The 24,693-nt window shown below is 62.7% G+C and carries 24 protein-coding genes; 13 read left to right on the top strand and 11 right to left on the bottom strand.

The features are described 5' to 3' along the window. The first annotated feature begins 122 nt into the window (after nt 1–122). Nucleotides 123–1,163 (top strand): hypothetical protein, encoded by a 1,041-nt coding sequence (locus QEN71_RS20775; RefSeq protein WP_201656946.1) that lies wholly within the window; start codon nt 123–125, stop codon nt 1,161–1,163. Further along, the gene (locus tag QEN71_RS20780) at nt 1,106–1,459 is read left to right on the top strand and encodes a hypothetical protein (RefSeq protein ID WP_201656949.1); all 354 of its coding nucleotides are present in this window, start codon (nt 1,106–1,108) and stop codon (nt 1,457–1,459) included. Before QEN71_RS20775 ends, QEN71_RS20780 begins: the two co-directional genes overlap by 58 nt. Nucleotides 1,460–1,499: 40 nt before the next feature. On the opposite strand, the gene ald is transcribed toward QEN71_RS20780, so the two are convergent. The 3 genes from ald to phnA all read right to left on the bottom strand — a co-directional run bounded on the left by ald (nt 1,500) and on the right by phnA (nt 5,391). Further along, the gene (gene ald, locus QEN71_RS20785) at nt 1,500–2,618 is read right to left on the bottom strand and encodes an alanine dehydrogenase (RefSeq protein WP_201656952.1); all 1,119 of its coding nucleotides are present in this window, start codon (nt 2,616–2,618) and stop codon (nt 1,500–1,502) included. Nucleotides 2,619–2,684: 66 nt separating this feature from the next. After that, nucleotides 2,685–4,142 (bottom strand): phosphonoacetaldehyde dehydrogenase, encoded by a 1,458-nt coding sequence (gene phnY, locus QEN71_RS20790; protein WP_201656955.1) that lies wholly within the window; start codon nt 4,140–4,142, stop codon nt 2,685–2,687. A 13-nt stretch (nt 4,143–4,155) separates the two neighbouring features. Continuing rightward, nucleotides 4,156–5,391: a phosphonoacetate hydrolase gene (gene phnA, locus QEN71_RS20795; RefSeq protein ID WP_201656958.1), complete on the bottom strand. Its 1,236-nt coding sequence runs from the start codon at nt 5,389–5,391 to the stop codon at nt 4,156–4,158. A gap of 217 nt (nt 5,392–5,608) precedes the next feature. Between phnA and QEN71_RS20800 the strand changes: the two genes are divergently transcribed. From QEN71_RS20800 to QEN71_RS20815, 4 genes are all read left to right on the top strand, one after another. Beyond that, a complete protein-coding gene (locus QEN71_RS20800; protein WP_201656961.1) occupies nt 5,609–6,664 on the top strand; it encodes a putative 2-aminoethylphosphonate ABC transporter substrate-binding protein in 1,056 nt (351 codons plus the stop codon). 110 nt (nt 6,665–6,774) lie between these two features. After that, nucleotides 6,775–7,866, top strand: coding sequence for a putative 2-aminoethylphosphonate ABC transporter ATP-binding protein (locus QEN71_RS20805; RefSeq protein WP_201656964.1), 1,092 nt, complete (start codon nt 6,775–6,777; stop codon nt 7,864–7,866). Further along, the gene (locus tag QEN71_RS20810) at nt 7,863–9,590 is read left to right on the top strand and encodes a putative 2-aminoethylphosphonate ABC transporter permease subunit (protein WP_201656966.1); all 1,728 of its coding nucleotides are present in this window, start codon (nt 7,863–7,865) and stop codon (nt 9,588–9,590) included. Before QEN71_RS20805 ends, QEN71_RS20810 begins: the two co-directional genes overlap by 4 nt. 34 nt (nt 9,591–9,624) lie before the next feature. Then, nucleotides 9,625–10,755, top strand: a complete 1,131-nt coding sequence (locus tag QEN71_RS20815) for a 2-aminoethylphosphonate--pyruvate transaminase (RefSeq protein WP_201656969.1) — start codon at nt 9,625–9,627, stop codon at nt 10,753–10,755. 58 nt (nt 10,756–10,813) lie between these two features. On the opposite strand, the gene QEN71_RS20820 is transcribed toward QEN71_RS20815, so the two are convergent. From QEN71_RS20820 to QEN71_RS20845, 6 genes are all read right to left on the bottom strand, one after another. Then, nucleotides 10,814–11,542 (bottom strand): phosphonate utilization associated transcriptional regulator, encoded by a 729-nt coding sequence (locus QEN71_RS20820; protein WP_201656972.1) that lies wholly within the window; start codon nt 11,540–11,542, stop codon nt 10,814–10,816. Between the two features lie 140 nt (nt 11,543–11,682). Continuing rightward, on the bottom strand, nt 11,683–12,564 hold the full coding sequence (locus QEN71_RS20825; protein WP_201656975.1) for an NmrA family NAD(P)-binding protein: 882 nt from the start codon (nt 12,562–12,564) through the stop codon (nt 11,683–11,685). A gap of 89 nt (nt 12,565–12,653) precedes the next feature. Beyond that, on the bottom strand, nt 12,654–13,226 hold the full coding sequence (locus QEN71_RS20830; protein ID WP_201656978.1) for a TetR/AcrR family transcriptional regulator: 573 nt from the start codon (nt 13,224–13,226) through the stop codon (nt 12,654–12,656). 104 nt (nt 13,227–13,330) lie between these two features. Then, complete coding sequence (locus QEN71_RS20835; protein WP_201656981.1) at nt 13,331–14,512, bottom strand: permease; 1,182 nt, start codon at nt 14,510–14,512, stop codon at nt 13,331–13,333. A 78-nt stretch (nt 14,513–14,590) separates the two neighbouring features. Next, nucleotides 14,591–15,232, bottom strand: a complete 642-nt coding sequence (locus tag QEN71_RS20840; RefSeq protein WP_201656984.1) for a DUF1109 domain-containing protein — start codon at nt 15,230–15,232, stop codon at nt 14,591–14,593. Beyond that, complete coding sequence (locus QEN71_RS20845; RefSeq protein WP_201657225.1) at nt 15,229–15,774, bottom strand: sigma-70 family RNA polymerase sigma factor; 546 nt, start codon at nt 15,772–15,774, stop codon at nt 15,229–15,231. The genes QEN71_RS20840 and QEN71_RS20845 overlap by 4 nt, the downstream gene beginning before the upstream one ends. Before the next feature lie 295 nt (nt 15,775–16,069). Between QEN71_RS20845 and QEN71_RS20850 the strand changes: the two genes are divergently transcribed. From QEN71_RS20850 to QEN71_RS20860, 3 genes are all read left to right on the top strand, one after another. Beyond that, a complete protein-coding gene (locus QEN71_RS20850) occupies nt 16,070–16,708 on the top strand; it encodes a cytochrome b/b6 domain-containing protein (RefSeq protein ID WP_201656987.1) in 639 nt (212 codons plus the stop codon). Between the two features lie 21 nt (nt 16,709–16,729). Further along, nucleotides 16,730–17,506, top strand: a complete 777-nt coding sequence (locus QEN71_RS20855) for a molybdopterin-dependent oxidoreductase (RefSeq protein WP_201656990.1) — start codon at nt 16,730–16,732, stop codon at nt 17,504–17,506. A 65-nt stretch (nt 17,507–17,571) separates the two neighbouring features. Beyond that, nucleotides 17,572–17,805, top strand: coding sequence for a pentapeptide MXKDX repeat protein (locus QEN71_RS20860; RefSeq protein ID WP_201656994.1), 234 nt, complete (start codon nt 17,572–17,574; stop codon nt 17,803–17,805). 55 nt (nt 17,806–17,860) lie between these two features. On the opposite strand, the gene QEN71_RS20865 is transcribed toward QEN71_RS20860, so the two are convergent. Beyond that, nucleotides 17,861–18,922 (bottom strand): class I SAM-dependent methyltransferase, encoded by a 1,062-nt coding sequence (locus QEN71_RS20865; protein ID WP_201656997.1) that lies wholly within the window; start codon nt 18,920–18,922, stop codon nt 17,861–17,863. Nucleotides 18,923–19,105: 183 nt separating this feature from the next. Here QEN71_RS20865 and QEN71_RS20870 point away from each other — a divergent pair, with 183 nt between their 5' ends. From QEN71_RS20870 to QEN71_RS20885, 4 genes are all read left to right on the top strand, one after another. After that, a complete protein-coding gene (locus QEN71_RS20870) occupies nt 19,106–19,525 on the top strand; it encodes a MarR family winged helix-turn-helix transcriptional regulator (protein ID WP_201657000.1) in 420 nt (139 codons plus the stop codon). 92 nt (nt 19,526–19,617) lie between these two features. Next, a complete protein-coding gene (locus QEN71_RS20875) occupies nt 19,618–20,925 on the top strand; it encodes a chloride channel protein (protein WP_201657003.1) in 1,308 nt (435 codons plus the stop codon). Between the two features lie 88 nt (nt 20,926–21,013). After that, entirely contained in the window at nt 21,014–21,604 is a 591-nt protein-coding gene (locus tag QEN71_RS20880) for a TetR/AcrR family transcriptional regulator (RefSeq protein WP_201657006.1), read from the top strand. Between the two features lie 85 nt (nt 21,605–21,689). Further along, nucleotides 21,690–22,418 carry a cysteine hydrolase family protein gene (locus tag QEN71_RS20885; protein WP_201657009.1) on the top strand — a complete coding sequence of 243 codons (729 nt, stop codon included), beginning with the start codon at nt 21,690–21,692 and terminating at the stop codon, nt 22,416–22,418. A gap of 15 nt (nt 22,419–22,433) precedes the next feature. On the opposite strand, the gene QEN71_RS20890 is transcribed toward QEN71_RS20885, so the two are convergent. Next, nucleotides 22,434–24,557 carry an SLC26A/SulP transporter family protein gene (locus QEN71_RS20890; protein ID WP_233472040.1) on the bottom strand — a complete coding sequence of 708 codons (2,124 nt, stop codon included), beginning with the start codon at nt 24,555–24,557 and terminating at the stop codon, nt 22,434–22,436. Nucleotides 24,558–24,693 lie beyond the last annotated feature (136 nt).

Here is a 24,693-nt window from a genome sequence, read left to right on the forward strand (position 1 = left end):
CGATACGTTACGGATTTGCAAGCCTGGCTGCGTAGATTCGCGCAGGTCATTTGCAGCGAGGCGCGGCGCATCGACGCGTGCGCTTCGCAACCGATCGAACGAGTCTCTTTGGGAGTGAAGTCATGAACGTGTCCGGCATCCAGACCGGCTTGGTCACCGCAACCGCGCGAGACCCGCAAACTCCCGATCCCGCGCGCGACGACGAAGTGAGAGCGTTGCTCGCCGATCTCGCGCCGATGCTGGACCGCGCGTTCAGTGCAAATGCGACCCCGCCCGCTCCGGCGACTGCGACCGCAGCTGCAACTACGACATCACCGGCAGCCGCCACATCTAACGCCAATGCACAGCAAGGCGGGACCGACCTCGAAAACGCGATGTCGGCGACGCAGGCAAAAGATCCCACGCTGTTTGCAAAAACGATGAAAGACGCGCAGAGCGGCGACGGCAATGCACTCGTCGAAGACGAACTGCAAGCGTATAAAGAAGGCGCGATCACGAAACAGCAGGCGATCGAAGAAGTATCGGGCGCGCAGAAGCTGGCCAACGATCACGGCGGCGGCAAGATCAACGGTCATGTGAAAAGCGATGCGCAGGCGTTGCTTGGCGGAAGCTATATCAAGGGCGGTCAAACGCGCGCCGGTCACGCCATTTCGAAGTTCTTCGAGAGCTTCAATCCCATCGGCGCGATCGTCAAAGGCGTGAAGGACAAGACATCGAAACCGTCCGAGGACGTTCTCTCGGCGGCTCAGCCCGCGCTGTCGCGAGGCGTTCAGCGCGCGATGGCCGACATGCAGTCCGCGGATCCCACGCTTGCGCAGAAGTTTCAGCAGGACGCCAGCAAGGGCGACGGCAACGCGATGGTCGACGATATGGTGAGCCTGAAGAACGAGCAGCAAAGCGGCGCGGTGCCCAACACATTCAGCGATCAGGATGCGCAGCTATTGGGCAGCCAGGTGGGCGCGCTCGGCAAAGGCAAGGTCAATTCAGCGGAAGACCAGAAGTTCGCGCAGGCGTTCGGCACCGACACGCTGTATCGCGGATCGAGTGCGGCGTCGAAGACCTGGAACAAGATCGAGGACAAGGCGGGCAGCTTCATCAGCAGATCGTGTCGCCCGTCACCGATACCGTGGACGGCGCGATCGATCTCGTACACGGCGACGTGAAGGGCGCCTTCTCCGAGTTCGGAAAGGCGTTCGTCGGCGCAGCAACCGACGCGGCGATGGTCGTCGCGCCCGAAGCAGCCCCCGAAGTCGAGGCGGGCGTGATGGCGGCGCGCGGCGGCGCAGAGGCGGCGAAGCTCGCGACCACGTCCGACGGCGCGGTAAGCAGCCTGATGAAGGGCGCGAAAATGGTCGATAAAGGCAACGACTATGCGAACCATGCGAACGACGCCGTCAACTACCTGACGGGCGATAACAGCAACAACGGCAACAACGGAAACTCGCAGCAGGTCGGTTAACAGCATGGACGCGGCCGGCGACGAGCCGGCCGCGCTGCCGTTATCCAGCAGCAATTTCCCCCGCGTCTTCGCACGCGTAGCCGAGCGCTTCGGCCACTTCAGGACAGGTCACCTTGCCGAACGCCACATTCAGGCCGCGACGCAGATGCTCGTCGTCGGTGAGCGCCTTGCGCCAGCCGTTGTCCGCGATCTGCAGGACGAAGGGCAACGTCGCGTTGTTGAGCGCATAGGTGGACGTGCGCGGCACGCCGCCCGGCATATTCGCGACGCAATAGTGAACGACTTCGCCGACTTTATAGGTCGGCGCCGCGTGAGTCGTCGGCTTTGCCGTCTCGCAGCATCCGCCCTGATCGATCGCGACATCGACGATGACGGAACCCGGGCTCATCGCGTCGACCATCTTGCGTGTGACGAGCTTTGGCGCAGCGGCGCCCGGAACCAGAACGCCGCCGATCACGAGATCGGCCTCGAGCACATGCTGCTCGATATTGTCCTGATTCGAATACACCGTGATCACGCGTGCGCCGAGCAAGCGATCCATGCGCCGCAGCGCCTCGACATTGCGATCGATCACCACGACCTGCGCGCCCGTGCCGACGGCCATCTGCGCGGCGTTGCTGCCGACCACGCCCGCACCGAGAATCACGATCTTCGCGGACGGCACGCCCGCCACGCCGCCGAGCAGCACGCCCTTGCCGCCATGCGCGCGTTCCAGGCAGAACGCGCCCGCCTGGATCGACATGCGGCCCGCGACTTCGGACATCGGCGCGAGCAACGGCAGCCCGCCGCCGCGCTGCGTGACCGTCTCGTACGCGATGCAGACCGCGTCGCTCTTGACGAGATCGGCGCATTGCTCGGGGTCCGGCGCGAGGTGCAGATAGGTGAAAAGAATCTGTCCTTTGCGCAGCATCGCGCGTTCGGGCGCTTGCGGCTCCTTGACCTTGACGATCATGTCGGCCGCCGAAAATACCGCGGCGGCATCCGGCGCGACCTGCGCGCCTGCTGCCCGGTATGCATCGTCCGATGCGCCGATGCCCGCACCCGCTCCCGTCTCCACGCTCACCTTGTGTCCGTGAGCGACGATCTCGCGCACGGAAGACGGCGTGAGCCCGACGCGATACTCGTGGTTCTTGATCTCCTTCGGAACGCCTATGTGCATATTGCCTCCTGTATGGGACTGCAAACCTGCTGTGAAACGATCCCGCTCATTTCATTCGTCAGACGCTCACCAGGGCAGCGAATAGGTCTTGGTATTGGTGAAGCTTTTCATCGCTTCCTGCACGCCTTCCTTATAGCCTAATCCTGAATCCTTCACGCCGCCAAAGGGCGTGAGTTCGAGCCGGTAGCCCGGCACCTCGCGCACGTTGACGCTGCCCACTTCCAGCTCCGAAATGAAGCGCGTGATGTAGTCGAAGCGGTTCGTGCAGATCGACGACGACAGCGCATAGTCCGTGCTGTTCGACATGCGGATCGCTTCTTCGATATTGCCGAAACGCATGATCGGCGACACGGGCCCGAACGTTTCGTGCTTGACGAGCGGCATGTCGGGCGTCACGCGATCGACGACGGTCGGCGCATACAGCGCGCCGTCGCGCTGATTGCCTGCCAGAAGCCGTGCGCCGCGCGCGAGCGCGTCGTCCACCTGGCGCTCGCAGAAACGCGCGGCGGCTTCGTCGATCACGGTGCCCATGTCGACGGATGCATCGGCGGGATTGCCGTATTTCCACGCACGCGTCTTGTCGACGACGAGATCCGTGAAGCGGTCCGCGACGGCTTCGTGGACCAGCATCCGCTTGATCGCGGTGCAGCGCTGCCCCGAGTTCTTGTACGAGCCCGACACGGCGAGCGTGCTGGCTTCGTCGAGATCCGCGTCTTCCATCACGATGATGGGATCGTTGCCGCCCAGTTCGAGCACGGCACGCCGGTAGCCCATGCGCGACGCAATCGACTTGCCGATCGACACGCCGCCCGTGAAGGTGATCATATCGATCGCGCGGTTGGTGATGAGTTCGTCGGCGATCACGGCGGGGTCGCCCGTCACCACTTGCAGCATCTGCACGGGCAAACCGGCTTCATACAGGATGTCGGCGAGCAGGTAGCACGACAGCGGCACCTTTTCCGAAGGCTTCACGACGATGCGGTTGTTGGTCGCAATCGACGGCACGATCTTGTGCGCGACCTGGTTCATCGGATGATTGAACGGCGTGATGGCCGAGATCACGCCGAGCAGCGGATCGCGCTGCGTGTACACGCGCCGCTTCTTGCCGTGCGGCGTGAGATCGCACGAAAAGATCTGGCCGTCGTCCTTCAGCACTTCGCCCGCGCCGAACACGAGCACATCGGCGACACGTCCCGCTTCGTAAGTCGAATCCTTGATGCACAGGCCGGCTTCCGCCGTGATGAGCGCCGCGATTTCCGGCGTGCGTGCGCGCACGGCATCGGCGGCGCGCCGCAGGATCGCCGCGCGCTCGTAGCGCGTGAGCGACGGACGATACGCGCGCGCAACCGCAAATGCGCGGCGTACGTCGTCGAGCGTCGCCTTCGGCACGGTGCCGACCAGCGCGCCGTCATACGGGTTGCGCACTTCGATCACTTCATCGCGATACAGCTTTTCGCCGTCGATACGCAGCGCCTCGTGGCGAACCTGCGCGTGTGCCTTCGTCGTGTCTGCAATAGCGTTCATGAACGAGTCCTCGTCACTGGAGATGGTTGAGTGCGATATCGATGACGTCGAAGTTGCGCAGCCGCGCGCGTTGCGCGGCGGACTTCGCGACGGGCTGGCTGAAGATCAGCGGCACGGTCTGTTCGGCGAGGCCGCCGTGCGAGCGCAGCGGTGCGTCGAGCCCGGAGAGATCGTGCTTCGCGCGCTGCGTGCCGAGCACGACGTCACGTTCGGAGATCACGATCAGATCGCCCATGCGCGCAGGCGGCAGCTCGAAGCGCTCGCAGCCTTCCGCGCTCGTCAGCACGAGTTCGATGCCGGGCTCGTCGGCGAGCTTGCGGCGCAGCGCCTCGATATCCGCCGACGGCGGCAGATACACCGTCGCAAACGAACCGAGCGCACCGTGATGCACGACGTACGGATCGGTGATGGGCAGGATCACGCGCGCCGCGTCCTCTCCGAGCCACTCGTCGAAACGCTCCTGCAGATAGATCACGTTCGGCTCGCCGTCTTCGTTGTGCTTCGCGTTCATGCCGTGATCGGCGGTGATCGCGACGATCGCACCCAGTTCGTCGAGGCGTTGCAGATAGCCGTCCATCATCTGATAGAACGCGTTCGCGCCGGGCGTGCCGGGCGCGCATTTGTGCTGCACGTAATCGGTGGTGGACAGGTACATCAGGTCGATGTCGCGCGTTTCCAGCAGCCGCACGCCCGCCGCGAACACGAACTCGGAAAGATCCGCGCTATAGACGCTCGGCACCGGCTTGCCGACCAGTTCGACCACGCCGTCGATGCCGTTTTCTTCGAGCGTCGCTTCGTCCGCTTTCTCCGACGAAAAGCAGATGCCCTTCAGCCCTTTGCCGAGCAGGCGGCGCAGCTTGTCCTTCGCGGTGACGACGGCGACATTCGCGCCCGCTTCGGCGAAACGCGCGAGCACGGTGGGCGCGACGAGGTACTTCGGATCGTTCATCAGCACCTCGGTGCCGCTCTCGCGATCGAAGAAGTAGTTGCCGCTGATGCCGTGCACGGCGGGCGGCACGCCCGTCACGATCGACAGGTTGTTCGGGTTCGTAAAGCTCGGCACGACGCAGTCGCCCCGAAGCGCGGTGGCCGGCTTCAACAGCTTGGCGATGAACGGCGCGACGCCCGCGGCGGCCGCCATCTCCAGATATTCGTACGCGCAGCCGTCCACGCAGACCACGACGACGGGGCTGCGCATCCAGTTGTAGCGGCGGCCGTTCACTTCGACGGATGTAGGGGATGTGCTCATTCGCTTCTCCTTTGACCAGGGTAATCCGGGAATTGATGATGTGGCGTTGTGTGGCATTGTGCGGCAATACTTGACATTAAAATTGACGCTTTGTAGATTGTCAACAACAGACAACAACAAACGCATTTGTCGGGGGAAAGCAGCAAAAGGGCCGCATTGCGCAGCACTGGCCGTTTCCGTCGCTGGCCGCGACGCCACTTATCAAAGGGGTCTTGAGATGAAGGAAGGAACGGGTTTCTACGGTTGCAAGGGGTTTCTGAAAGTGGCGGCGCGTTGTGCCGTGGCGGTGTCGGTGGCATTCGGGGCCGCACAGGCCGCGCACGCGAAGACGCAATTGCTCGTCTACACGGCGCTCGAAGACGAAGCGATGAAGCCGTACAAGGACGCGTTCGAAAAAGCGAATCCCGACATCGAGATCCGCTGGGTGCGCGATTCGACGGGCGCGGTAACGGCCAAGTTGCTCGCCGAAAAGAACAATCCGCGCGCCGATGTCGTGCTCGGACTCGCGGCATCGAGCCTCACGGTGCTCGACCTGCAAGGGATGCTGATGCCGTACACGCCGAAGGGCTTCGACAGCCTCACTCGCAAATACAGCGACACCAACAATCCGCCGCACTGGGTCGGCATGGACGTGTGGGGCGCGACCATCTGCTACAACCGCGTCGAAGCGGAAAAGCGCCATCTGCCGAAGCCGACTTCGTGGGAAGACCTCGCGAAGCCCGTCTACAAAGGGATGATCGTGATGCCGAGCCCTGTGTCGTCGGGCACGGGTTATCTCGACGTGACCTCGTGGCTGCAAACCTTCGGTGACGAGAAGGGCTGGCAGTACATGGACGCTCTCGACAAGAACGTCGCGCAATACGTGCACTCCGGTTCGAAGCCTTGCACGCTCGCGGGCACGGGTGAATTCCCGATCGGCATTTCATTCGAATTCCGCGGCCACGAATTGCAGGCGCAAGGCGCGCCCATCGACCTGATCTTTCCGAAAGAAGGGCTCGGCTGGGACATGGAAGCGACGGGCGTGATGAAGACGACGAAACACCCCGAAGAAGCGAAGAAGCTCGCCGACTTCATGGCGAGTCGCCAGGCGAACGAAATCACCGCGCAATGGTGGGCGATCGTCGCGTATCCGGGCGTCGCGAAGAAGCTGTCCGGCATCCCCGACAACTACTCGCAAATGCTCGTGAAAAACGACTTCGTGTGGTCCGCGAAAAACCGTCAGTCGATTCTCGACGACTGGCAGAAGCGCTACGGCAGCAAGGAACAGAAGTAGTGCGGGTTGTCGCGTGAAGCGTGCGCGGGTTGTGCCCTGAGCGCGCTTCTACCGTCCGGCGGCGTGTGCGCCGCCGGGACGCAGAAAGACTAGCGAAGTCGGAGGATCAGATGACAGCGTATTTGAGCGTCGAGCAGGTTTCCAAGCGGTTCAACGAAACGCCCGTTCTGAAGGATATCGATCTCGGCGTGAAGAAGGGCGAAATGTTGTGTTTTCTAGGGCCATCGGGATGCGGCAAGACGACCTTGCTGCGCATCATCGCGGGACTCGAAACGCAGAGCATGGGCCGCATCATGCAGGACGGCCGCGATATCTCGCGCCTGCCGCCGCAGTTGCGCGACTACGGCATCGTGTTTCAGTCGTATGCGCTGTTTCCGAATCTCACGATCTTCGACAACGTGGCCTATGGCCTCGTGAATCGAAAGATGAAGCGCGCGGCGATTGCGGAGCGCGTGCATGAACTGCTGGCGCTGGTGGGTTTGCCCGACGCGCATCGCAAGCATCCGAACCAGTTGTCGGGCGGCCAGCAGCAGCGGATTGCGCTCGCGCGCGCACTGGCGACGTCGCCGGGATTGCTGTTGCTCGACGAGCCGCTGTCCGCACTCGATGCGCGCGTGCGCGTGCGGCTGCGTCAGGAAATAAGGCAACTGCAGCAACGGCTCGGCGTGACGACGATCATGGTCACGCACGATCAGGAAGAAGCGTTGTCGATGGCGGATCGCATCGTCGTGATGAATCACGGTGTGATCGAGCAGATCGGCACGCCGCCCGAGATTTATCGCGAGCCCGCGTCGCCGTTCGTCGCGGACTTCATCGGCAAGGTCAACATGATTCCCGCCGAAGTGATGCGCGACGGCACGCTGAAGGCGGGCGAGATCGGCTTGCATTATGGCTGCGGTACGGCGCAGGCGGCTGCGGGTTCGCAGGTCTCCGCTTTCGTGCGTCCTGAAGACATTCATATCAGCCTGCCCAACAGCGCGCCTGACAACCAACTCGCCGCGCGCGTGGAAAAGCTCGAATTTCTCGGCGCATTCTGCCGCGTCAGTTTCAAGGTCGACGGGTTGACGGGCCAGGAGATCGTCGCCGATCTGTCGTTTCATGAAATGCGCCGCACGGGCCTGCAAACGGGCGCACGTTGCGACCTTGCCATTCAACGCGAAAACGTGTGCGTGTTCACGGCCGCGAAGGAGCGTCTGCAATGAGCGCCGTTTTGATCGAACGCCGCGGCGGTGACGAAGCGAACGCCGAAGTGCGACAAATCACGCATTGGCACGACAGGATCGCGCAGCTTGCGCTGTTGCTGATGTCGGCAATGTTGGCCATGTTTCTGCTGGTGCCGCTCGCGCTCGTGATCGGCAAATGCTTCGTCGATGCGGACGGCCGCTTCATCGGGCTCGCGAACTTCACCGGCTATCTGGGCAATAGCGCTGTCTGGATATCGACGCTTCATTCCGTGAGCGTCGCGTGCACGGTGACAGCGATCGTCATTCCGATGGCATTCACGTTCGCCTACGCACTCACGCGTTCGTGCATGCCGATGAAAAACGCGGTCCGCACGGTGGCGTTGCTGCCGCTGCTCGCGCCCACATTGCTGTCGGCCGTGTCGTTCATCTACTGGTTCGGCAACTCGGGGCTGCTCAAGCCGTTGTTGCACGGACATTCGATCTACGGCTTCTCCGGCATCGTCAGCAGTCTCGTGTATGCAGCGTTTCCGCACGTGCTGATGATTCTCGTCACGGCGCTGTCGCTTTCGGATGGACGTCTGTACGAAGCCGCCGATGCGATGGGCACGAGCCGCTTTCGCAAGTTCGTGACGATCACGCTGCCGGGCGCGAAGTACGGCCTCATCAGCGCGACGATGGTCTCGTTCACGATCTGCATCAACGACTTCGGCATTCCCGTGGTGATCGGTGGACCGTACACGGTGCTGTCGACGGATATCTACAAGCTCATCATCGGCTTGCAGGACTTCAACCGCAGTGCCGTGGTGAGTCTGCTGCTGCTGTGTCCCGCACTCGTCGCGTTCGCCGTCGACTTCCTGATCCGCCGCAAGCAGCAGTCCCAACTCGGCGCGCGTTCGACGCCGTTCCAGCCGAAGCCGTCGCGCGGTTTCGACATGGCGATGCTCGCGTACTGCGCGTTCATCTGTCTGCTGATGATCGCCGTGGTCGGCATTTCCGTGTTCGCGTCGTTCGTGAAGTTCTGGCCGTATCAGATGAGCCTCGGCTTGCAGCACTACAAGATGGGCCTGATCGCAGCGGGCATTTTCGACGCGTACAAGAACAGCTTGCAGATGGCGGCGTGCGTGGCGATCGGCGGCACGGCCATCGTGTTCGGCGGCGCGTATCTCGTCGAGAAGACGCGCGGGCCGCGCTGGCTGCGCGGCTTCATCAACCTCTGCGCGATCCTGCCGATGGGCGTGCCGGGGCTCGTGCTCGGCATCAGCTACATCTTTCTGTTCAACGCGCCCGCGAATCCGCTCAATGGTCTTTACGGCACGCTCGCGCTGCTCGCCGTGGTGACGGTGGTGCATTACTACTCGTCGAGTCATCTGACGGCAGTGACGGCATTGCGGCAGATCGACAACGAATTCGAAGCGGTGTCGGCTTCGCTGAAAGTGCCTTTCTACAAGACGTTCTGGCGCGTCACAGTGCCCGTGTGTCTGCCGTCGATCCTGCAGATTGCGCGCTATCTGTTCGTCAACGGCATGACGACAGTGTCGGCTGTCGCGTTCCTCTATTCGCCCGATACGCAGCCCGCTTCGGTGGCGATCCTGAACCTCGACGACGCCGGTCAGATCGGACCGGCCGCCGCGATGGCGACGCTCGTTCTCGTCACGGCTGCATGTGCATGTCTGCTGTTCGCCGGCGTATCGCACGGCGTGTTGCGTCGAACCCAGGCATGGCGCACGACGCGCCGTGGCTGAACCGAATCCTCATCGTGTCCACCAAGGAGATACCGTGAATCTGCCCCGTCAACCGATTCTGCTCACTCCCGGCCCGCTCACCACATCCGACCGCACGCGCGAGGCCATGCTGCGCGACTGGGGTTCGTGGGACGGCGATTTCAACCAGATCACCGCGCGCATCCGTCGCGAAACGCTGCGTATCGTGCATGGCGAAGAGACGCACGAATGCGTGCCCTTGCAAGGCAGCGGCACGTTCTCGGTCGAGGCGGCCATCGGCACGCTCGTGCCGCGCGACGGTCACGTGCTGGTGCCGAACAACGGCGCGTATTGCCAGCGTATCGCGAAGATTTGCCGCGCGCTGGGGCGGCGTCATCAGAGCATCGACTATGCGGAAGATACGCAGGTCAAGGCCGCCGACATCGACCGCGCGCTCGCCGCCGATCCATCCATCACGCACGTCGCGCTGGTGCATTGCGAAACGGGCGCGGGCGTGTTGAATCCGCTGCACGAGATTGCGATGGTGGTCGCGAAACATGGCCGCAGCCTGATCGTCGATGCGATGAGTTCGTTCGGCGCGATCGATATCGATGCGCGACAGACGCCGTTCGATGCCGTCGTCGCGGCTTCGGGCAAGTGTCTGGAAGGCGTGCCCGGCATGGGCTTCGTGATCGTGCGTCGCAGCGTGCTCGAACGCTGCGAAGGCAACAGCCATTCGCTCGCGATGGATCTGTACGACCAGTGGGCCTACATGAATCGCACGATGCAATGGCGCTTCACGCCGCCCACGCATGTCGTCGCCGCGCTCGATCAGGCCATTGCGCAGTATGTCGACGAGGGCGGCCTCGAAGCGCGCGGCGCACGCTATGCGCGCAACTGCCGCGCGTTGATCGACGGCATGGCGAAGCTCGGTTTCAGGACGTTCCTCGATCCGTCGATTCAGGCGCCCATCATCGTGACCTTCCATGCACCGGACGATCCTGCGTACGACTTCAAGACCTTCTATCAGGAGGTGAAACGGCGCGGCTACATCCTGTATCCGGGCAAGCTGACGCAGATCGAAACGTTCCGCGTCGGATGCATCGGGCACTTCGGCGAGGCGGGCATTCCCGGCGCTGTTGCAGCGATTGCCGAGACGCTGGAAACGATGGGGATTTCGCAGGTATCGCCGAAAGCGCTGGCCTGAACGGCGCGGCTTTCCTGAAGACCTCGCGCGCTTACCGACGCGCGAGGTTTTTACGCTTTCATGCCTCTGTGACGGATGCGCCGTTGGCTGGGCCCGCTTCGATCCATTGCTCATGCGCGCGCCGCATTCTCGCGATACCGTGCGCGACATGCTCGCGCACCAGCGAGACCGCGCGCTCTTCATCGCCGCTTGCGAGCGCGTTCACGATCTCTTCGTGTTCAACGATGGATTCGCTCAACGCGCTGTGATCCGTTTCGATCGCCGCCTGGCGCAGCAATCCGAGTTGCAGCACGAGCTGACGGTACGTCGCGATGAGATGCTGATTGCCGACGCCTGCAATCATCGCGTCGTGCAGTTGCATGTTCAGTTCCGTATAGCGTGCTGAATCGCGGGTTTTCTTCGCGGCCTTCATCTCTGCGACGATGCCCTTGAGCGTGGCAAGCGTATCGGGCGGCATGTGATTGGCGAGCTTTCGTGCGACCGATTCGTCAAGCATCGCCCGCACTTCGTAGATCTCTTCCGCTTCTCGCAGCGAAACGACGCGCACCATTACGCCGCGATTCTTTTCCGTCTTCAGCAGCCCCGATGCTTCCAGCGCGCGAAACGCTTCGCGCACGGGACCACGCGATACGTTCAGACGCGTGGCGATATCGGCTTCATTGAGCTTTTCGCCGGGCGCGAACTCGCCCGACAGGATGCTGCGGTGAAGACTCTCCTGCACGAGCATGGCGAGCGATTGACGTCGAAGGAGTTCGAAAGCATGCGGCAGGCTGCTGTTGTCGTTCATGGAGATCGATCCCGGTGTATCGGCGGTCGCACATTGTCTGCGCAGACATTGCGGCACGTTCTGTTTATTGTCAACAATAAATGAGGGAGCGCTCGTGTGTCCACATGCGGCCCGCCGGTACGAGCCGCATGCGTCGTTCGTTACTGCTCGAATACCTGGCGATTCGCTTTCACGAAGTCGCTCACAGTTTGCGGTGCTTGCCCGGTAATTTCAGCGATCACACCGTCGGCGCCCGAGAAAATGCCGTTCTGATAGTCGATGGCGATTGCCAGAAAGTGCTGGATCAGAAACTCCGGCAGACGGTATTGCTCCAGATGAGCGCGGTATTGCTCGATAGTCGAAGGGCTGTAGGTAATCTTGCGGCCGAGCACCTGACCGACTTCGTCGGCGATTTCCTGCTGATTCAGTTCGACGGGTCCGAGCAGCGGATAGGTCTTGCCGATATGACCCGACGGCTTCGCGAGAACTGCTGCGATGAGCCGCGCCTGATCCTCGCCTGCGATCGGCGCATGACGTCCTTCGCCGTACGGCAGCGTGATCTTGCCTTCCTGCACGATCTGATCGCGGACCCACGGAAAAACCAGCCACTCGGAGAAGAAGGTCGGACGAATGTGCACGGTCGGTACGCCCGACCAGTCGAGCACTCGTTCCGCGATCCAGTGGTCGCGTGCGGCATGGCTCTTCGAATCTTCGCGGGCAGAAATCTGCGACATCTCGACGACGACCTCGACACCCGCGCGCTGTGCCGCATCCGCGAAATACGACGTGGCCTGGATGAAGCCCGGCATCACCGGATAGCACAGATAGGCGCCCGTGACGCCGTCCATCGCGCGCAACACGTCATCGTGTTCGAGCAGATTGCCGACGACGGTTTCGGCGCCCTGAGCGCGCAGCGCCGCGCTGCGTTCGTCTTCGCGATGCACGAGGGCGCGCACGGCGTGGCCGTCGTTCAGCAGATGCCGGATGGTGTGCATGCCGGTTTTGCCCGTGGCGCCGGTAATGAGGTATTTGCGTTGTTGCATGATGGACTCTCCAATCTAACGGTGTATGAAAGTGCATACACACACATTTAAGTACGCGTATTCGGCTCGAATTCGATGAATGAGTGTGTCTACATCGCGGTGAGGTGTTCCCTGACGGTTTGCAGAATAGCCGCCGACGCTTCCGGATCTTCGATGACACGCGCCATCGTCAGCGCGCCGATCATCGCCGAGAGTGCGACGACGGCTTCCGATTTCGCCGCCGAACGATGCCGGCGTTTCGATCGCTTCGCGAGCACGTCGACGAGACCGTCGAAGCCGCGTGCCGCGACGGCGCGCGTCTGTTCGTCGGCCCGGGCAAGCTCGCTGCCCATGCCGGCGAGCGGGCAGCCTTCCGCCCGCTGGTCGCGGTGCGCACTGGACACGTAGGCGTCGATGATCGCCTTGAAGGCATCATCTGCCGCGCTGGCTTCGGCAATGGTGTCGAGCTTGTGGATGATCGCGTTTAGTCCCGCCTCGCAGGCTTCCGAAACCAGCTGATCCTTGGACTCGAAATGCCGGTAGAAGCCGCCGTGCGACAGTCCCGCATCGGCCATCAGATCGGCCAGCCCGGTCGCCTGGATGCCGTCGGCGCGAAAACGCCGTGCCGCGACTTCGACGATCTTGCGGCGCGTATCGGCCGTTTCCGCTTTCGATTTCCTCATGATGGCAGCGCTCGGTAACAGGTTATTTAGATGGTATTTATCATCTAAATGGATGTCAACCCGTACAGTGCGGCAACTCTGTGTTTCAGCTTTCGAGCAGACGGTTAGTGAGGCGAGTCTGGTTGCCGGGCATGGTGTGGATCGCCGTTCATCATGCGCATCATGTCCGGACCTCCTGTGCGCAGAAACACGCCGAGAAGTGTGACAAACACGAGTCCGAAGACGATATCGAGCACGGATGTGTAGTTGAGCGCGATCGATTGTCCGGCGGCGTGTGCGGCCGATCCGCCCGATGGTCGCGCGGGCACCCATCCCGCAGCCGTGAACACGCCTTCGACCGCCAGTCCCGCCACGACCATCGCAGCGTAGAACGCGACGAACATGAACGCGCTCATCCGCGCGCCGTAGTACTTCCGGTAGATGTTGAGAATGGGCAGGATGATCAGATCGCCGAAGATGAACGATGCGACGCCGCCGAAGCTGATGCCGCCGCGCCAGAGCACGCCCGCGAGCGGAATGTTGCCGACCGAGCAGGTGAACGACGCGAGCGCGATCAGCGGACCGGCGAATGCGCCCCACAGCGCCGACAGCAGCGGATGGCCCGACAGGAAGAAGCGTTGCCAGAAGCTGTCGGGCACCCACGCCGAGAGCGCGCCCGCGACCAGCACGCCGACGCCGATGTCTTTCCACAGCATCGACCAGGTCATCACATAGCTGTGACTGATCGCGATCCAGCCTTCGCGAGAGAGGAGGCGTGTGCGCGCATTACCTTCGGTTGCGTCCATCGACATCGCCGCGTGGCCCTCCATGCGACCGGCGACGCCGCGTTTTGCCTGCTCGACGGCGGCATGCTTCAGCGTGTCCGGCAGGAACAGCTTGAATAGCACCGCGACCATCACGATCATCACGATGCCGCCTGCGGCTTCCGCGGCCGTGAACGGCCAGCCGATCAGCGTGCCCATCAGGATCGCCAGTTCGAGCACGAGATTGGTGGCAGCGAACTGGAATGTGATCGACGACGTGAAGTCGGCGCCCTTGCGAACGGCCGAGCGTGCCATCGCGACGGCAGCGTACGAGCACGACGACGAAGCGGCGCCGAACAGGCTGGCGAGCGCAATAGAACGCGGCGATGCATCCGGCAGCAGCGCGGACATGCGCTTGCGCGAGACGACGTTTTCGATGATCGCGGAGAGCAGGAAGCCGAGGCTCAAGCCCCAGAAGAGCTGCCAGATCATCACGACCGTCATCCACAGCGCGTGGGCGGCGGGGTGGAGAAGCGTCACCATTGAGCAGCAGGGAGTCGAAAGAGGAAGACTCCCGTTGCGCAACGGCCATGCCTGCTTTCGTCGCGATGGGAGCGCCACTTACCAGCGCAGCAGCTTCGGCCCCAGCCATGCGCCGATGCCCGCAGGCACCAGCATGCCGATTGCGTACCACACGCTCCAGAACGCCGGGCTCATCTCCGGACAGTGCAGGCAGTACACGATGGTGGCCGTCGAACTCGCGAGCAGCCCGGCGACGGCGCCCGCGAGCCGCAGCTGCGTCGGCGCGAGCGATTTGACGGCCCAGAACACGGCCGGGAAGGTCGGCAGCGACAGCAGCATGATGTTGAACGGACACGTGCGCCAGGTGTGGCCGAGCACGACCGCCCATCGTTCGCCCGACGCCGTGCCGTCGAGCACGACCATGCTCGCAGCCCACACCGCGACGAACGGCAGCGCGATCAGCGCCCACGAATAGCCGGCGCGCGCGCCCGGACGGCCGAGCCGCATCACGGCGAGCATCGCGCCGACGGCAATCGCCAGCGGATACGCCATCTTGGCCCAGAAGATCGTGGTACGCGCGACGCTCGCCAGATCGTGCCGCACGCCAAACACCACGCTCATCAGGATCAGCGAGCCGAGGCCGCCGAGCACGAGCGCCTTGACAAAGCGTCGCGCGACGACGCCGCGCTCGATGCGCGTCACCTGATTCGACAGGAGGCCAATGAGATCGTCGGTCTTCATCGCAGCCCCCGGATGAGCGTCGCCAGCGCCTTGAGACCCCGATGCACGCCGACCTTCACGGCCGATTCGGACAGTCCCGTGAGACGAGCCGTCTCCGTGACCGACAACCCTTCGAGCTTCATATGAACGATGGGCAGCCGCTGCTTGTCGGGCAGATGTTCGAGCAGCTTGCCGATATCGTGACGCGCCTGCGAGGGTTCGTCGTCGGTGTCGGCGAGCAGATCGGTGTGGTCGTCGAGCGGATCATTGAGGGACTCGCGGCGCGCACGCGAGCGGAAAAAATCCATCAGCTTGTAGCGGGCGATCGCGTGCAGCCATGCCGTCAGCGGTTCGTCGGGACGATAGGTGTGACGCGCGTTGTGCACAGCGAGCAGGATCTCCTGAACGAGGTCTTCGACATCGTCGCGATAGTTCGGGATGCGTCTGCGCAGAAACGCGCGCAGATGCCGCGTGAGCGCTTGCAGAAAGCTTCGATAAGCGTCGGCATCGCCGTCGAGACCGCGAACGAATAACGCTTTCAGGCGGCTTTCCGCTTCTTGCAAATTGGCTCCCGTATTGGCGGAACGACGAGACGACGACGCGTGCGCCTGGCTCGCCGTCGCGACGGCGAGGGGAGCAGCCAGTCTCATGTCGATGGCTTCCGTCAAGCCGAAGCCGTGATGCGCCACTATAGCGCGGTCGTCGTCCATCGTCGTCACCCGCCTCCTTTAACGGGTTAATTCGCTGTTCGGTAGTGCCCGGTTACAGCCTGCACAAAAAATATTTCTTCACGTCGCGCTGTAACCCGCCGCGTGTTTCCGGCGAATTTACGTGTATCCGACCGTCACGGTGATCGACATGGACACGTTAAAAGCGTCACTTACTCCAGCGCACGAAAGCGTTCAGCGCAATTCGCCGATTCATCCGTTGTGGTTGCGCATCACGCATTGGCTCAATGCGCTGGCGGCGCTCGTGATGATGTTCTCGGGCTGGCGCATTTATGACGCGTCGCCGGTTTTCAAGGACATCGTCATTCCGCCGTCGATCACGCTCGGCGGCTGGCTCGGCGGCGCGCTGCAATGGCATTTCGCAGCGATGTGGCTGCTGGTGTTCAACGGCATCGTGTACCTCGCGCTCAACATCGCGAGCGGACGTTTCTTTGCGAAGTTCTTTCCGGTTTCGCCGCGCGCCGTGCTGCACGACTTCATCGCCGCAGCGAGCGGCAAGCTCTCTCATGCGGATCTGCGCCAGTACAACGCGGTGCAGAAGCTCGCGTATCTCGTCGTGATCGTCGATCTCATCGTGCTCGTGCTGTCGGGTCTCGCGATCTGGAAGTCGGTGCAGTTTCCGCTGCTGCGCGAACTGATGGGCGGCTACGACAACGCGCGCATCGTTCATTTCTGCGCGATGGCGGTGATGGCGGCGTTCGTCGTCGTGCATGTTGCGATGGTCGCGCTCGTGCCGCGTTCGCTGTTGACCATGTTGCGCGGCCGTTGATCAGTGCGCGAGGAAAACCCCATGAAAAACGACGCTAAACCGATCGTCAAACTCGACCGTGCATCGATTCTCGCGGATGCAAGCCGCGAACTGGAGATGCCGTCGCGGCGTCTGTTCGGCAAACGCATGCTGACGTTGGGCGGACTGTCACTGCTCACAGGCTGCTCGATCACCGACGACGACTCGGTCAACAAGTTTCTGACTGCCGTCTCGCGTCTCAACGACCGCGCGCAAGCGTTTCTCTTCGATCCGAACCGGCTCGCGCCGACGTACACGGAAGCACAACTCACGCGGCCGTTTCCGTTCAATGCGTTCTATGGCATCGACGATGTGCCCGATGTGAACGGCAGCGACTATCGCCTGAAAGTGAGCGGCCTCGTGACGGGGCAACGTGTGTGGACGCTGCCCGAACTCTACGCGCTGCCGCACGCGGAGCAGATTACGCGGCATATCTGCGTCGAAGGATGGAGCGCGATCGGGCGCTGGGGCGGCACGCCGTTCGCGGAATTCCTGCGCCGCATCGGCGCGGACACGACGGCGAAGTATGTCGGCTTTCGCTGCGCGGACGACTACTACGAGAGCATCGACATGCCGACCGCGCTGCATCCGCAAACCTTGCTCACGTTCGAATACGACGGCGAGCGTTTGCCCGCGAAATACGGCTATCCGATGAAGCTGCGCATGCCGACGAAGCTCGGCTACAAGAACCCGAAGCACATCGTCGAGATCTTCGTCACCAATACCTATCCGGGCGGTTATTGGGTCGATCAGGGCTACAACTGGTTCGGCGGTTCCTGAGTGCTGTTCTGTTTTTTCTGGTTCCGGTCTGGCCGGATACCGTTTCAACCCCAAGGAGATGAGCAATGAAACGACTGATGACGGCTGTGTTCGTAGCAACGATGGCGATGGGTACGACGGCTGCTTTTGCGCAGGCGAGCGGCGCGATGTCGAACGATGCGATGAGCAAGGACGCCATGTCCCACGACGCGATGAAGAAAGACAACATGTCGCACGATGGGATGAAGAAGAACAGCAAGATGAAGAAGCACGACGCGATGGGTATGGATCATCCCGCATCGGGCGCGATGTCGCAGTAAGCAGCTGGTGGTTGGCAGTGAAGCCGGGCGCAACGCCCGGCTTCGTTATAGCCGTTTATGCCTGCGCCTGAAAAATCAGGTTGAACGGCGTTTGCGTCGCGCGCCTGAAACGCGTGAAGCCGCCCGCCGTCACGACATCCCTGAGCCGCGCTTCGCCCGCCTGTGCGCCGAGCGCTTTTCTGCCTTCCTGCGACAACGATGCGCCCGTGCAGATCATCGTCGATGCGGAATAGAACACGCGTCCGACAGGATTGAGATTGTCTTCGAGCCGGTCGTTCGCAAAGGGCTCGACGATCATCCACGATCCATCGGGCTTCAACGACTGCAGCACATGCGCTGCGGCACCCGTCGGATCGCCCATGTCATGAAGGCAATCGAAGAAGGCGACGAGGTCGTAGTCGTTGCCCGGAAATGCTTGCGCGCTCGCCACTTCGAACGTCACGCGCTCGCTGAGACCGGTTTCCTCGGCGAGTTCACGCGCTCTCTGCACGGACGGTTCGTGATAGTCGAAGCCGACGAACGTCGCGTCGGGATAGGCATCGGCCATCAGCATCGTGGAGGCGCCGTGCCCGCAGCCGACATCGGCGACCCTCGCGCCGCGTCCCTTGAGTCTCGCTTCGACGCCGTTGAGCGCGGGGATCCACTCGGCGACCAGATGCGCCGCATAGCCCGGCCGGAAGAACCGCTCCGTACCCTTGAACAGCGACGGATGATGCTGATGCCATCCGACGCCCAGCCCCGTACGGAACGCGGCTTCGAGCTTGGGCAGGCTGCGGAACATGGCTTCGGCGCAGTCGGCGAAGCCCGGTATGAACGTCGGGCTCGTCTCTTCGGCGAAGCACATCGCCATTTCGTTATCGAGTTGATAACGCCCGCTTTCGGGCTCGTAGCGAACGAACCCTGAAGCGGCCTGCGCCGCGAGCCATTCGCGCACATATCGCTCGGCGAGACCGGCGCGTTCGGCAACCTGCTCCGAAGTCATCCAGCCTTGCTCGGTCATGGCCTTGTACAGACCGAGCCGGTCGCCGAGCGCGATCAGCGGCGCGGACGCGACTGCGCCGAATTCCTCGACCATGCGCCCCATGAAGTCCTGCACTTTTTGTGCGTCGTATCGCATGTGCCACCTCCTCGACGAAGGCAGAATTGATCTGACGAAAGGGACGCCGCCGATGCATCAACGTTGCCGCCGACGTCCATGCCAAGTATAGGTAGTGGAAAGACAGACGAAAGGCGGAGTGCTGGGCATTTCGTGCGTATGTGTATGATCCGCGAACATCAAGGCCATTCACGGGGACTGCAAATGAGTTCAAGCAGGCAAGCCAAACGCGATCTTCCAGCCAAACAGGATCTGGAAGCGATGTCGGTATTCCGTTACGAGCTGCGCAAGTTTTTGCGGGTGTCGGAGGAGATCTCCAACGCGGCGGGCATCACGACGCTTCAGTATCAGCTGCTGCTGCACGTGCGCGGGTTCGAGGGGCGGCAGTGGGCCACGGTCGGCGAACTCGCTGAGCGTCTGCAGGCGGCGCCGAACGGTACGGCAGCACTCGTGTCGCGCTGCGAATCGGCGGGGCTCGTCGCGCGCAAGCCCGACGCGGACGATCGCCGTCAGGTGCAGGTGCATCTGACGCCCAAAGGCGAGCGCTGTCTGCTCAAGCTCGCAGCCGAGCACAAGGCGCATTACGGCTCGTTCGGCTGGGTGTTCGGCGAGGCGGACGAATAAGCATTGCGCGGTCGGCTGTCGGGGGTGACACGGGGAAGTGCGCATTTATGTCACAATGTGCCTTATTTTGTTTCGACCACACAAGCATCCCGATGCGCATTCCCTTACTTCCCGACCGGCGCACGATGCTGCGCGGCCGGCGACTCTGGCTTCACTACGGCGTGTTCTGGCTGGGCGCGATCGCAACCGGCCTGGTCGCCGTCATGTACGCGCGTCTGATCGATTTCGGCTACGACGCGTTCTTGCGCTACACGGCGATGCTCTGGTGGCTGCCGCTCGTGCTCACACCGGCGGTTGGGGCGCTCGGCGTGTGGATTACGCGACGCTTTTTCCCCGGCGCCGAGGGCAGCGGGATTCCTCAAGTGATCGCGACGCTGCACGAAGGGCGCGACCTCGGCCCGCGTCTGCTGAACCTGCGCATTCTGGGCGGCAAGATCGCCGTATCGTTTCTGTCGATTCTGGGCGGCTTCACGATCGGCCGCGAAGGACCGACGATCCACGTCGGCGCGTCGCTGATGTTCAGTCTGCGGCGCTTCTATCCCGAGCGCCTGCGCAACATCCGCGGCGCGGAACTGGAACGCAAGCTGGCGCTGGCGGGCGCGGCCGCGGGGCTTTCCGCAGCGTTCAATGCGCCGCTTGCCGGTGTCGTGTTTGCAATCGAAGAACTGACACGCAGCTTCGAGCAGCGGACCAGCGGCGTGCTGATCACGGCGATCATCTTTGCGGGTATTGTCTCGCTCGGTTTGCAGGGCAATTACACGTACTTCGGCACGATCGATATCGACGGCCACTTTCCGGATCTGCTCGCGGTTGCCGTGGTGATGCTGGGCGTCGTGACGGGCGTGGCGGGCGGCGTTTTCTGCTGGCTGCTGCTGAACACCGAACGCTGGATGCCCGCGAAGCTCGTCGCGTGGAGGAAAACGCATCCGGTAGCGTTCGGCGCGGCGTGCGGCCTGTTCATCGCCGTGATCGGCGTTGCCGCTGGCGGTCATACGTTCGGCAGCGGTTATGCCGAAGCGCGCGGCATGCTCGAAGGCAATTCGCAACTCGGCGCGACGTATCCGCTGCTCAAGATGGCGTCGATGGTCGGCTCATATCTGCCGGGCGCGCCGGGCGGTCTCTTTGCGCCGTCGCTGGCGATCGGCGCGGGAATCGGCAACGCGCTGCATCTCGTGTTCGGGCAGATGCAACTGCCGATGCTCATCGCGCTCGGCATGGTCGGCTATCTCGCGGCCGTCACGCAAAGCCCGATCACTGCGTTCGTCATCGTGATCGAGATGATCAACGGGCACGCGCTGGTGCTGTCGCTGATGGCGACCGCGCTGATCTCGAGCCAGGTGTCGAAGCTGTTTGCTCCGCCGCTGTATGAAGCGTTGGCGCAGCGCTATATCGGCCGCTGAGCCCTCGCCGAGACGTCCTGGCGCTTGACAGAAAATAGATGACCGGTTACTTTATTATCCATCAACCGATGGATGAAAAGCCGACACCATGCCAAGACCTCCCAACCCCGAAGTGCGCGCCCGACTGCTGAGCATCGGGCGTGATGTCGTGCTCGACAAAGGGTTCAACGGCTGCGGCGTGCAGGACATCACGTCAGCCGCGAATGTGCCGAAGGGCTCGTTCTACAACTACTTCGAAACGAAGGAAGCCTTCGCGGCCGAGATCGTCGAGGAATACTGGCAGTCGATCGAAGACCGGCACGGCCCGATCCTGTACGACGCGCGCATCAAGCCGCTCAAGCGGATCGTGCGTTTTTTCCGCGCGATCAGCGACGATCATGGGCGCGAGAATTTCAAGCTTGGTTGTCTTATCGGCAATCTGTCGCTCGAACTGTCGAACACGAGCGAGGACACGCGCGCCAAATTGACGGATCTGCTGCAACGCTGGGAAGACGGTCTCGCGGCCTGTCTTGCCGAGGCCCAGGAGCGCGGCGAACTGGACGCCGGCATCAAGGCCGGCGAGTTGGCGCAAATCATAATCGAGGCTTACGAAGGCGCGCTGATGCGCGGCAAGGTCGAACAATCCGGCGACGCATGCGCCCGTTTCGAACGTGTCGTATTGCCTCGCTTGCTGCGTTAGTTTTTTTTGGTCTTTTTATAAAGCGACCGGTCAGCTATTTAGACTGGATCGATCGTAACGTAACGTCCCAAACGAAGAGGTAGATATGAGCAACGAAAGCACGGTTAAACAAGGTGGTGTCAACGTGTACGCGGATCCCGCCGATCCCGCACTTCCCGCTACGGGATTCAGGCTCGATCGTTCGAAGGCCGCGCTGGTCGTAGTGGATCCGCAAAACGATTTTCTGAGTCCGACGGGCGCGAGCTGGCCCATCTTCGGGCCGAGCATCACCGAGAACAATATGGTGGCGCACGTCGAACAGCTGTTGAAGGGCTTCAAGGCGCTCGATCTGACGGTCGCAGTGTCGCCGCATTATTACTACCCGTACGATCATCACTGGCATTTCGGCGGTCCGCTCGAAAAGGTCATGCACAACATCAACATGTTCGAACGGAAGAGCCCGATTTCGCTAGATGGATTCGAGGGCTCTGGTGCCGACTTCCTCGAACAATACAAGCCGTACCTCCTCGACGGAAAGACGATCATCGCGTCGCCGCACAAGGTGTACGGACCGGAAACGAATGACCTCGTCCTGCAGTTGCGCAAGAAGGGCGTCTCGCAGATCGTGCTGGCGGGTATGGCGGCCAATCTGTGCATCGAGTCGCATCTTCGCGAACTGATCGAGCAAGGGTTTGAAGTGCTCGTCGTGCGCGACGCGACGGCGGGCCCGCGCGTTCCCGAAGGCGACGGCTACCTCGCTGCGTTGATCAACTATCGTTTCCTCGCGCACGCGCTGTGGACGACGGAGGAAACGCTTCGCGCGCTGAATGCCTGAGTCATACTCGGGCGATCAATACGCGGCACGCAACGCCTCGTCGGCGACGGCGAGCCGTGCCGCGATCGTCTTGATCAGGAAGCGGTGAAACTGCTGCGCGGCGACGGGGTCGTCGCGTTCGAGCGCCGATAGCGCGGGCGTCGACAGCCGATGCACACGTGTGGGCGCTTCGGCGACGACATCGGCGCTGCGCGTGGTCTGTGTGTAGACGGCCATTTCGCCGACAACGGTGCCGGGGCCGAACGAGCGCAGCCGCACGAGCCGCCCGTCGGCCAGCGACAGCGAAACGGCGACGCGCCCACGCTCGACGATATACAGTGCGTCGCCCGGCTCGCCATGCAGGAAGAGCGCTTCGCCCGCGTCGAGATCGCGCACTTCGAGGCAGTCGCACAGCTTCGCCAGCGCGGACAGCGTGAAATGCGGCGCGAGTACCGCACGAAAATCCTGCTCACCTGATCTTCCGATGTCGGAGCACGATTCGAGCAGACGATCTTCGATCCATTCGAGACCGGCATCGAGCGTCGCGAACTCGTGTATCCGCAAGTTCAATGTGCCCGATTTCGCGAGCAGGCTGCGCGAGCGCGCGGGCAACGCGGTGAGCACGAGATCCGCGCCTGACGACGCGCACAGTTGCCGCAGCTTGACGAACGCGATCGATACCGACGCGTCCATGCCGTTCGTCGATGCGAAGTCGAGCACGACATAGCGCACGGCAACGGCGCTATTCGCGTGAAGGCGCTCGCGCACGCGCTGCAAAATCGAATTGGCGGTGCCGAAGAACAGAAAACCCTGCAGGCACAGGCCGCACACCTGTGCGCCGCATTCGCGCAGATGCGTCGAATCTTCGATGCTGCGCTCGACCGACGAAGTACGCGTGGCTGCATCGAATTCCATGCGCACGCAGCTGACGCGCCCATACAGCAGCGCGAACATCACGCAGGCAGCAATGACGCCCGCGATCACACCCGCGACGACGCCATAGAGCGCGACAGCCGCCAGCATGCCGGGCACGAGCGCGTACTCGTACCAGCTGAGTCGTGCATACGCGCCGATCAGCCATTGCAGCATCAGACGCAATCCCATGAACAACTGCAGGCCGACGAGCACGGGCACGGGAAAGAGCGCCACCAGATCGGGCGATGCCGCGAGCGCAACAAGACACGCAAGCGCCGCGAACACGCCCGCGAGCCGACTCGTTGCGCCGGCACGCGCATTGAGCATCGAGCGGTTGTACGACTGATAGCCGACCATGCCGCCCAGCAATCCGCTCGCGATGTTGGCGAGTCCCGCGGCACGCATTTCGCGATTCAGATCGATGTCCTCGCCGGTTGCAGCGCCGATGGCCGTCGAATTCATCAGGATCGTGATCGCGGACGCCGACGTGACGATGAGCGTCTCGGGCAGATGCGCCGCGATCGCGGGCCAGTCGATCGCACCTTGCGCGAGCGGCGCGGGCACACGCAGATCGGGGAAGAAGTGCAGCTTGACGTGCGGCAGCAGCAGACCCATATTGCGCGCATCGTCGATCGAGATTCCGGCGAGATGCAGCAACGCATAGAACAGCGCGATGCCGCACACGAGCACGAACGGCAGCGCCGCAATGTGCTGCTGTCCGCGCGTAAGCACGGTCGTCAGCACGCCGATGAAGAGCGCCGGCACCCATGCGAGCCAATGCAGATGCGTGAGCAGACCGAGCGTGTGCCACTGCGGCGCTTCGCCCGTCAGCACGCGAAACGCGCCCGCCAGCAGCAGATAACCCGTACCCGCCAGAAAGCCGCCGACGACGGGATACGGCAGGAACTGCAACGAACGGCTGCGCTTCGACGAGCCGATCGCAAACAGCACGATGCCCGTCAACACCGAACACAGCGCAATCGCGATCAGCACAGTCAAAAGGAGGGTTTGCGGCGAGCCGCCGTCGGCATGCACGCTGCTCGCGACGCCCGCCGCCACGCCCGCGAGAAACGCAGTCGCATTGCTGTCGGGCCCGGCGATGTTCAGACGCATCGAACTCGTCAGCGCGATCACCAGCGCCGTGACGATGCAGCTGATCAGCGCGGTCGGCACGCCGAGTTCGGCGTAGCGCGCGAGGTCGGCGCTGAAGATCAGCGTGCCGAGGCTCATCGCGTAGCAGAGCATGACGAGCGTCGAAACGGCGCCCGCCGTCAGGTCGCCGAGCAGGCCGCTGACACGCGGCGCGGCAGCGCTGCGAGATGCAGACGCGGACGCGGACTCCGACGAAGAACCTGTAGCACCTTGCTTCACGGCGCTCTCC

Origin of the sequence: Paraburkholderia sabiae (genome assembly GCF_030412785.1) — a bacterium.
GTDB lineage: Bacteria > Pseudomonadota > Gammaproteobacteria > Burkholderiales > Burkholderiaceae > Paraburkholderia > Paraburkholderia sabiae.

What these genes read in the sequence shown, in the direction of transcription:
- QEN71_RS20840 (WP_201656984.1), bottom strand. Translation starts at nt 15,232, where the DNA reads ATGAAGACCGACGATCTCATTGGCCTCCTGTCGAATCAGGTGACGCGC.
- ald (WP_201656952.1), bottom strand. Translation starts at nt 2,618, where the DNA reads ATGCACATAGGCGTTCCGAAGGAGATCAAGAACCACGAGTATCGCGTC.
- QEN71_RS20830 (WP_201656978.1), bottom strand. Translation starts at nt 13,226, where the DNA reads ATGAGGAAATCGAAAGCGGAAACGGCCGATACGCGCCGCAAGATCGTC.
- phnY (WP_201656955.1), bottom strand. Translation starts at nt 4,142, where the DNA reads ATGAACGCTATTGCAGACACGACGAAGGCACACGCGCAGGTTCGCCAC.
- QEN71_RS20855 (WP_201656990.1), top strand. Translation starts at nt 16,730, where the DNA reads ATGAAAAACGACGCTAAACCGATCGTCAAACTCGACCGTGCATCGATT.
- QEN71_RS20800 (WP_201656961.1), top strand. Translation starts at nt 5,609, where the DNA reads ATGAAGGAAGGAACGGGTTTCTACGGTTGCAAGGGGTTTCTGAAAGTG.
- QEN71_RS20870 (WP_201657000.1), top strand. Translation starts at nt 19,106, where the DNA reads ATGAGTTCAAGCAGGCAAGCCAAACGCGATCTTCCAGCCAAACAGGAT.
- QEN71_RS20805 (WP_201656964.1), top strand. Translation starts at nt 6,775, where the DNA reads ATGACAGCGTATTTGAGCGTCGAGCAGGTTTCCAAGCGGTTCAACGAA.
- phnA (WP_201656958.1), bottom strand. Translation starts at nt 5,391, where the DNA reads ATGAGCACATCCCCTACATCCGTCGAAGTGAACGGCCGCCGCTACAAC.
- QEN71_RS20835 (WP_201656981.1), bottom strand. Translation starts at nt 14,512, where the DNA reads ATGGTGACGCTTCTCCACCCCGCCGCCCACGCGCTGTGGATGACGGTC.
- QEN71_RS20860 (WP_201656994.1), top strand. Translation starts at nt 17,572, where the DNA reads ATGAAACGACTGATGACGGCTGTGTTCGTAGCAACGATGGCGATGGGT.
- QEN71_RS20820 (WP_201656972.1), bottom strand. Translation starts at nt 11,542, where the DNA reads ATGAACGACAACAGCAGCCTGCCGCATGCTTTCGAACTCCTTCGACGT.
- QEN71_RS20890 (WP_233472040.1), bottom strand. Translation starts at nt 24,557, where the DNA reads ATGCTCTGCTACGCGATGAGCCTCGGCACGCTGATCTTCAGCGCCGAC.
- QEN71_RS20850 (WP_201656987.1), top strand. Translation starts at nt 16,070, where the DNA reads ATGGACACGTTAAAAGCGTCACTTACTCCAGCGCACGAAAGCGTTCAG.
- QEN71_RS20875 (WP_201657003.1), top strand. Translation starts at nt 19,618, where the DNA reads ATGCGCATTCCCTTACTTCCCGACCGGCGCACGATGCTGCGCGGCCGG.
- QEN71_RS20825 (WP_201656975.1), bottom strand. Translation starts at nt 12,564, where the DNA reads ATGCAACAACGCAAATACCTCATTACCGGCGCCACGGGCAAAACCGGC.
- QEN71_RS20810 (WP_201656966.1), top strand. Translation starts at nt 7,863, where the DNA reads ATGAGCGCCGTTTTGATCGAACGCCGCGGCGGTGACGAAGCGAACGCC.
- QEN71_RS20880 (WP_201657006.1), top strand. Translation starts at nt 21,014, where the DNA reads ATGCCAAGACCTCCCAACCCCGAAGTGCGCGCCCGACTGCTGAGCATC.
- QEN71_RS20775 (WP_201656946.1), top strand. Translation starts at nt 123, where the DNA reads ATGAACGTGTCCGGCATCCAGACCGGCTTGGTCACCGCAACCGCGCGA.
- QEN71_RS20885 (WP_201657009.1), top strand. Translation starts at nt 21,690, where the DNA reads ATGAGCAACGAAAGCACGGTTAAACAAGGTGGTGTCAACGTGTACGCG.
- QEN71_RS20865 (WP_201656997.1), bottom strand. Translation starts at nt 18,922, where the DNA reads ATGCGATACGACGCACAAAAAGTGCAGGACTTCATGGGGCGCATGGTC.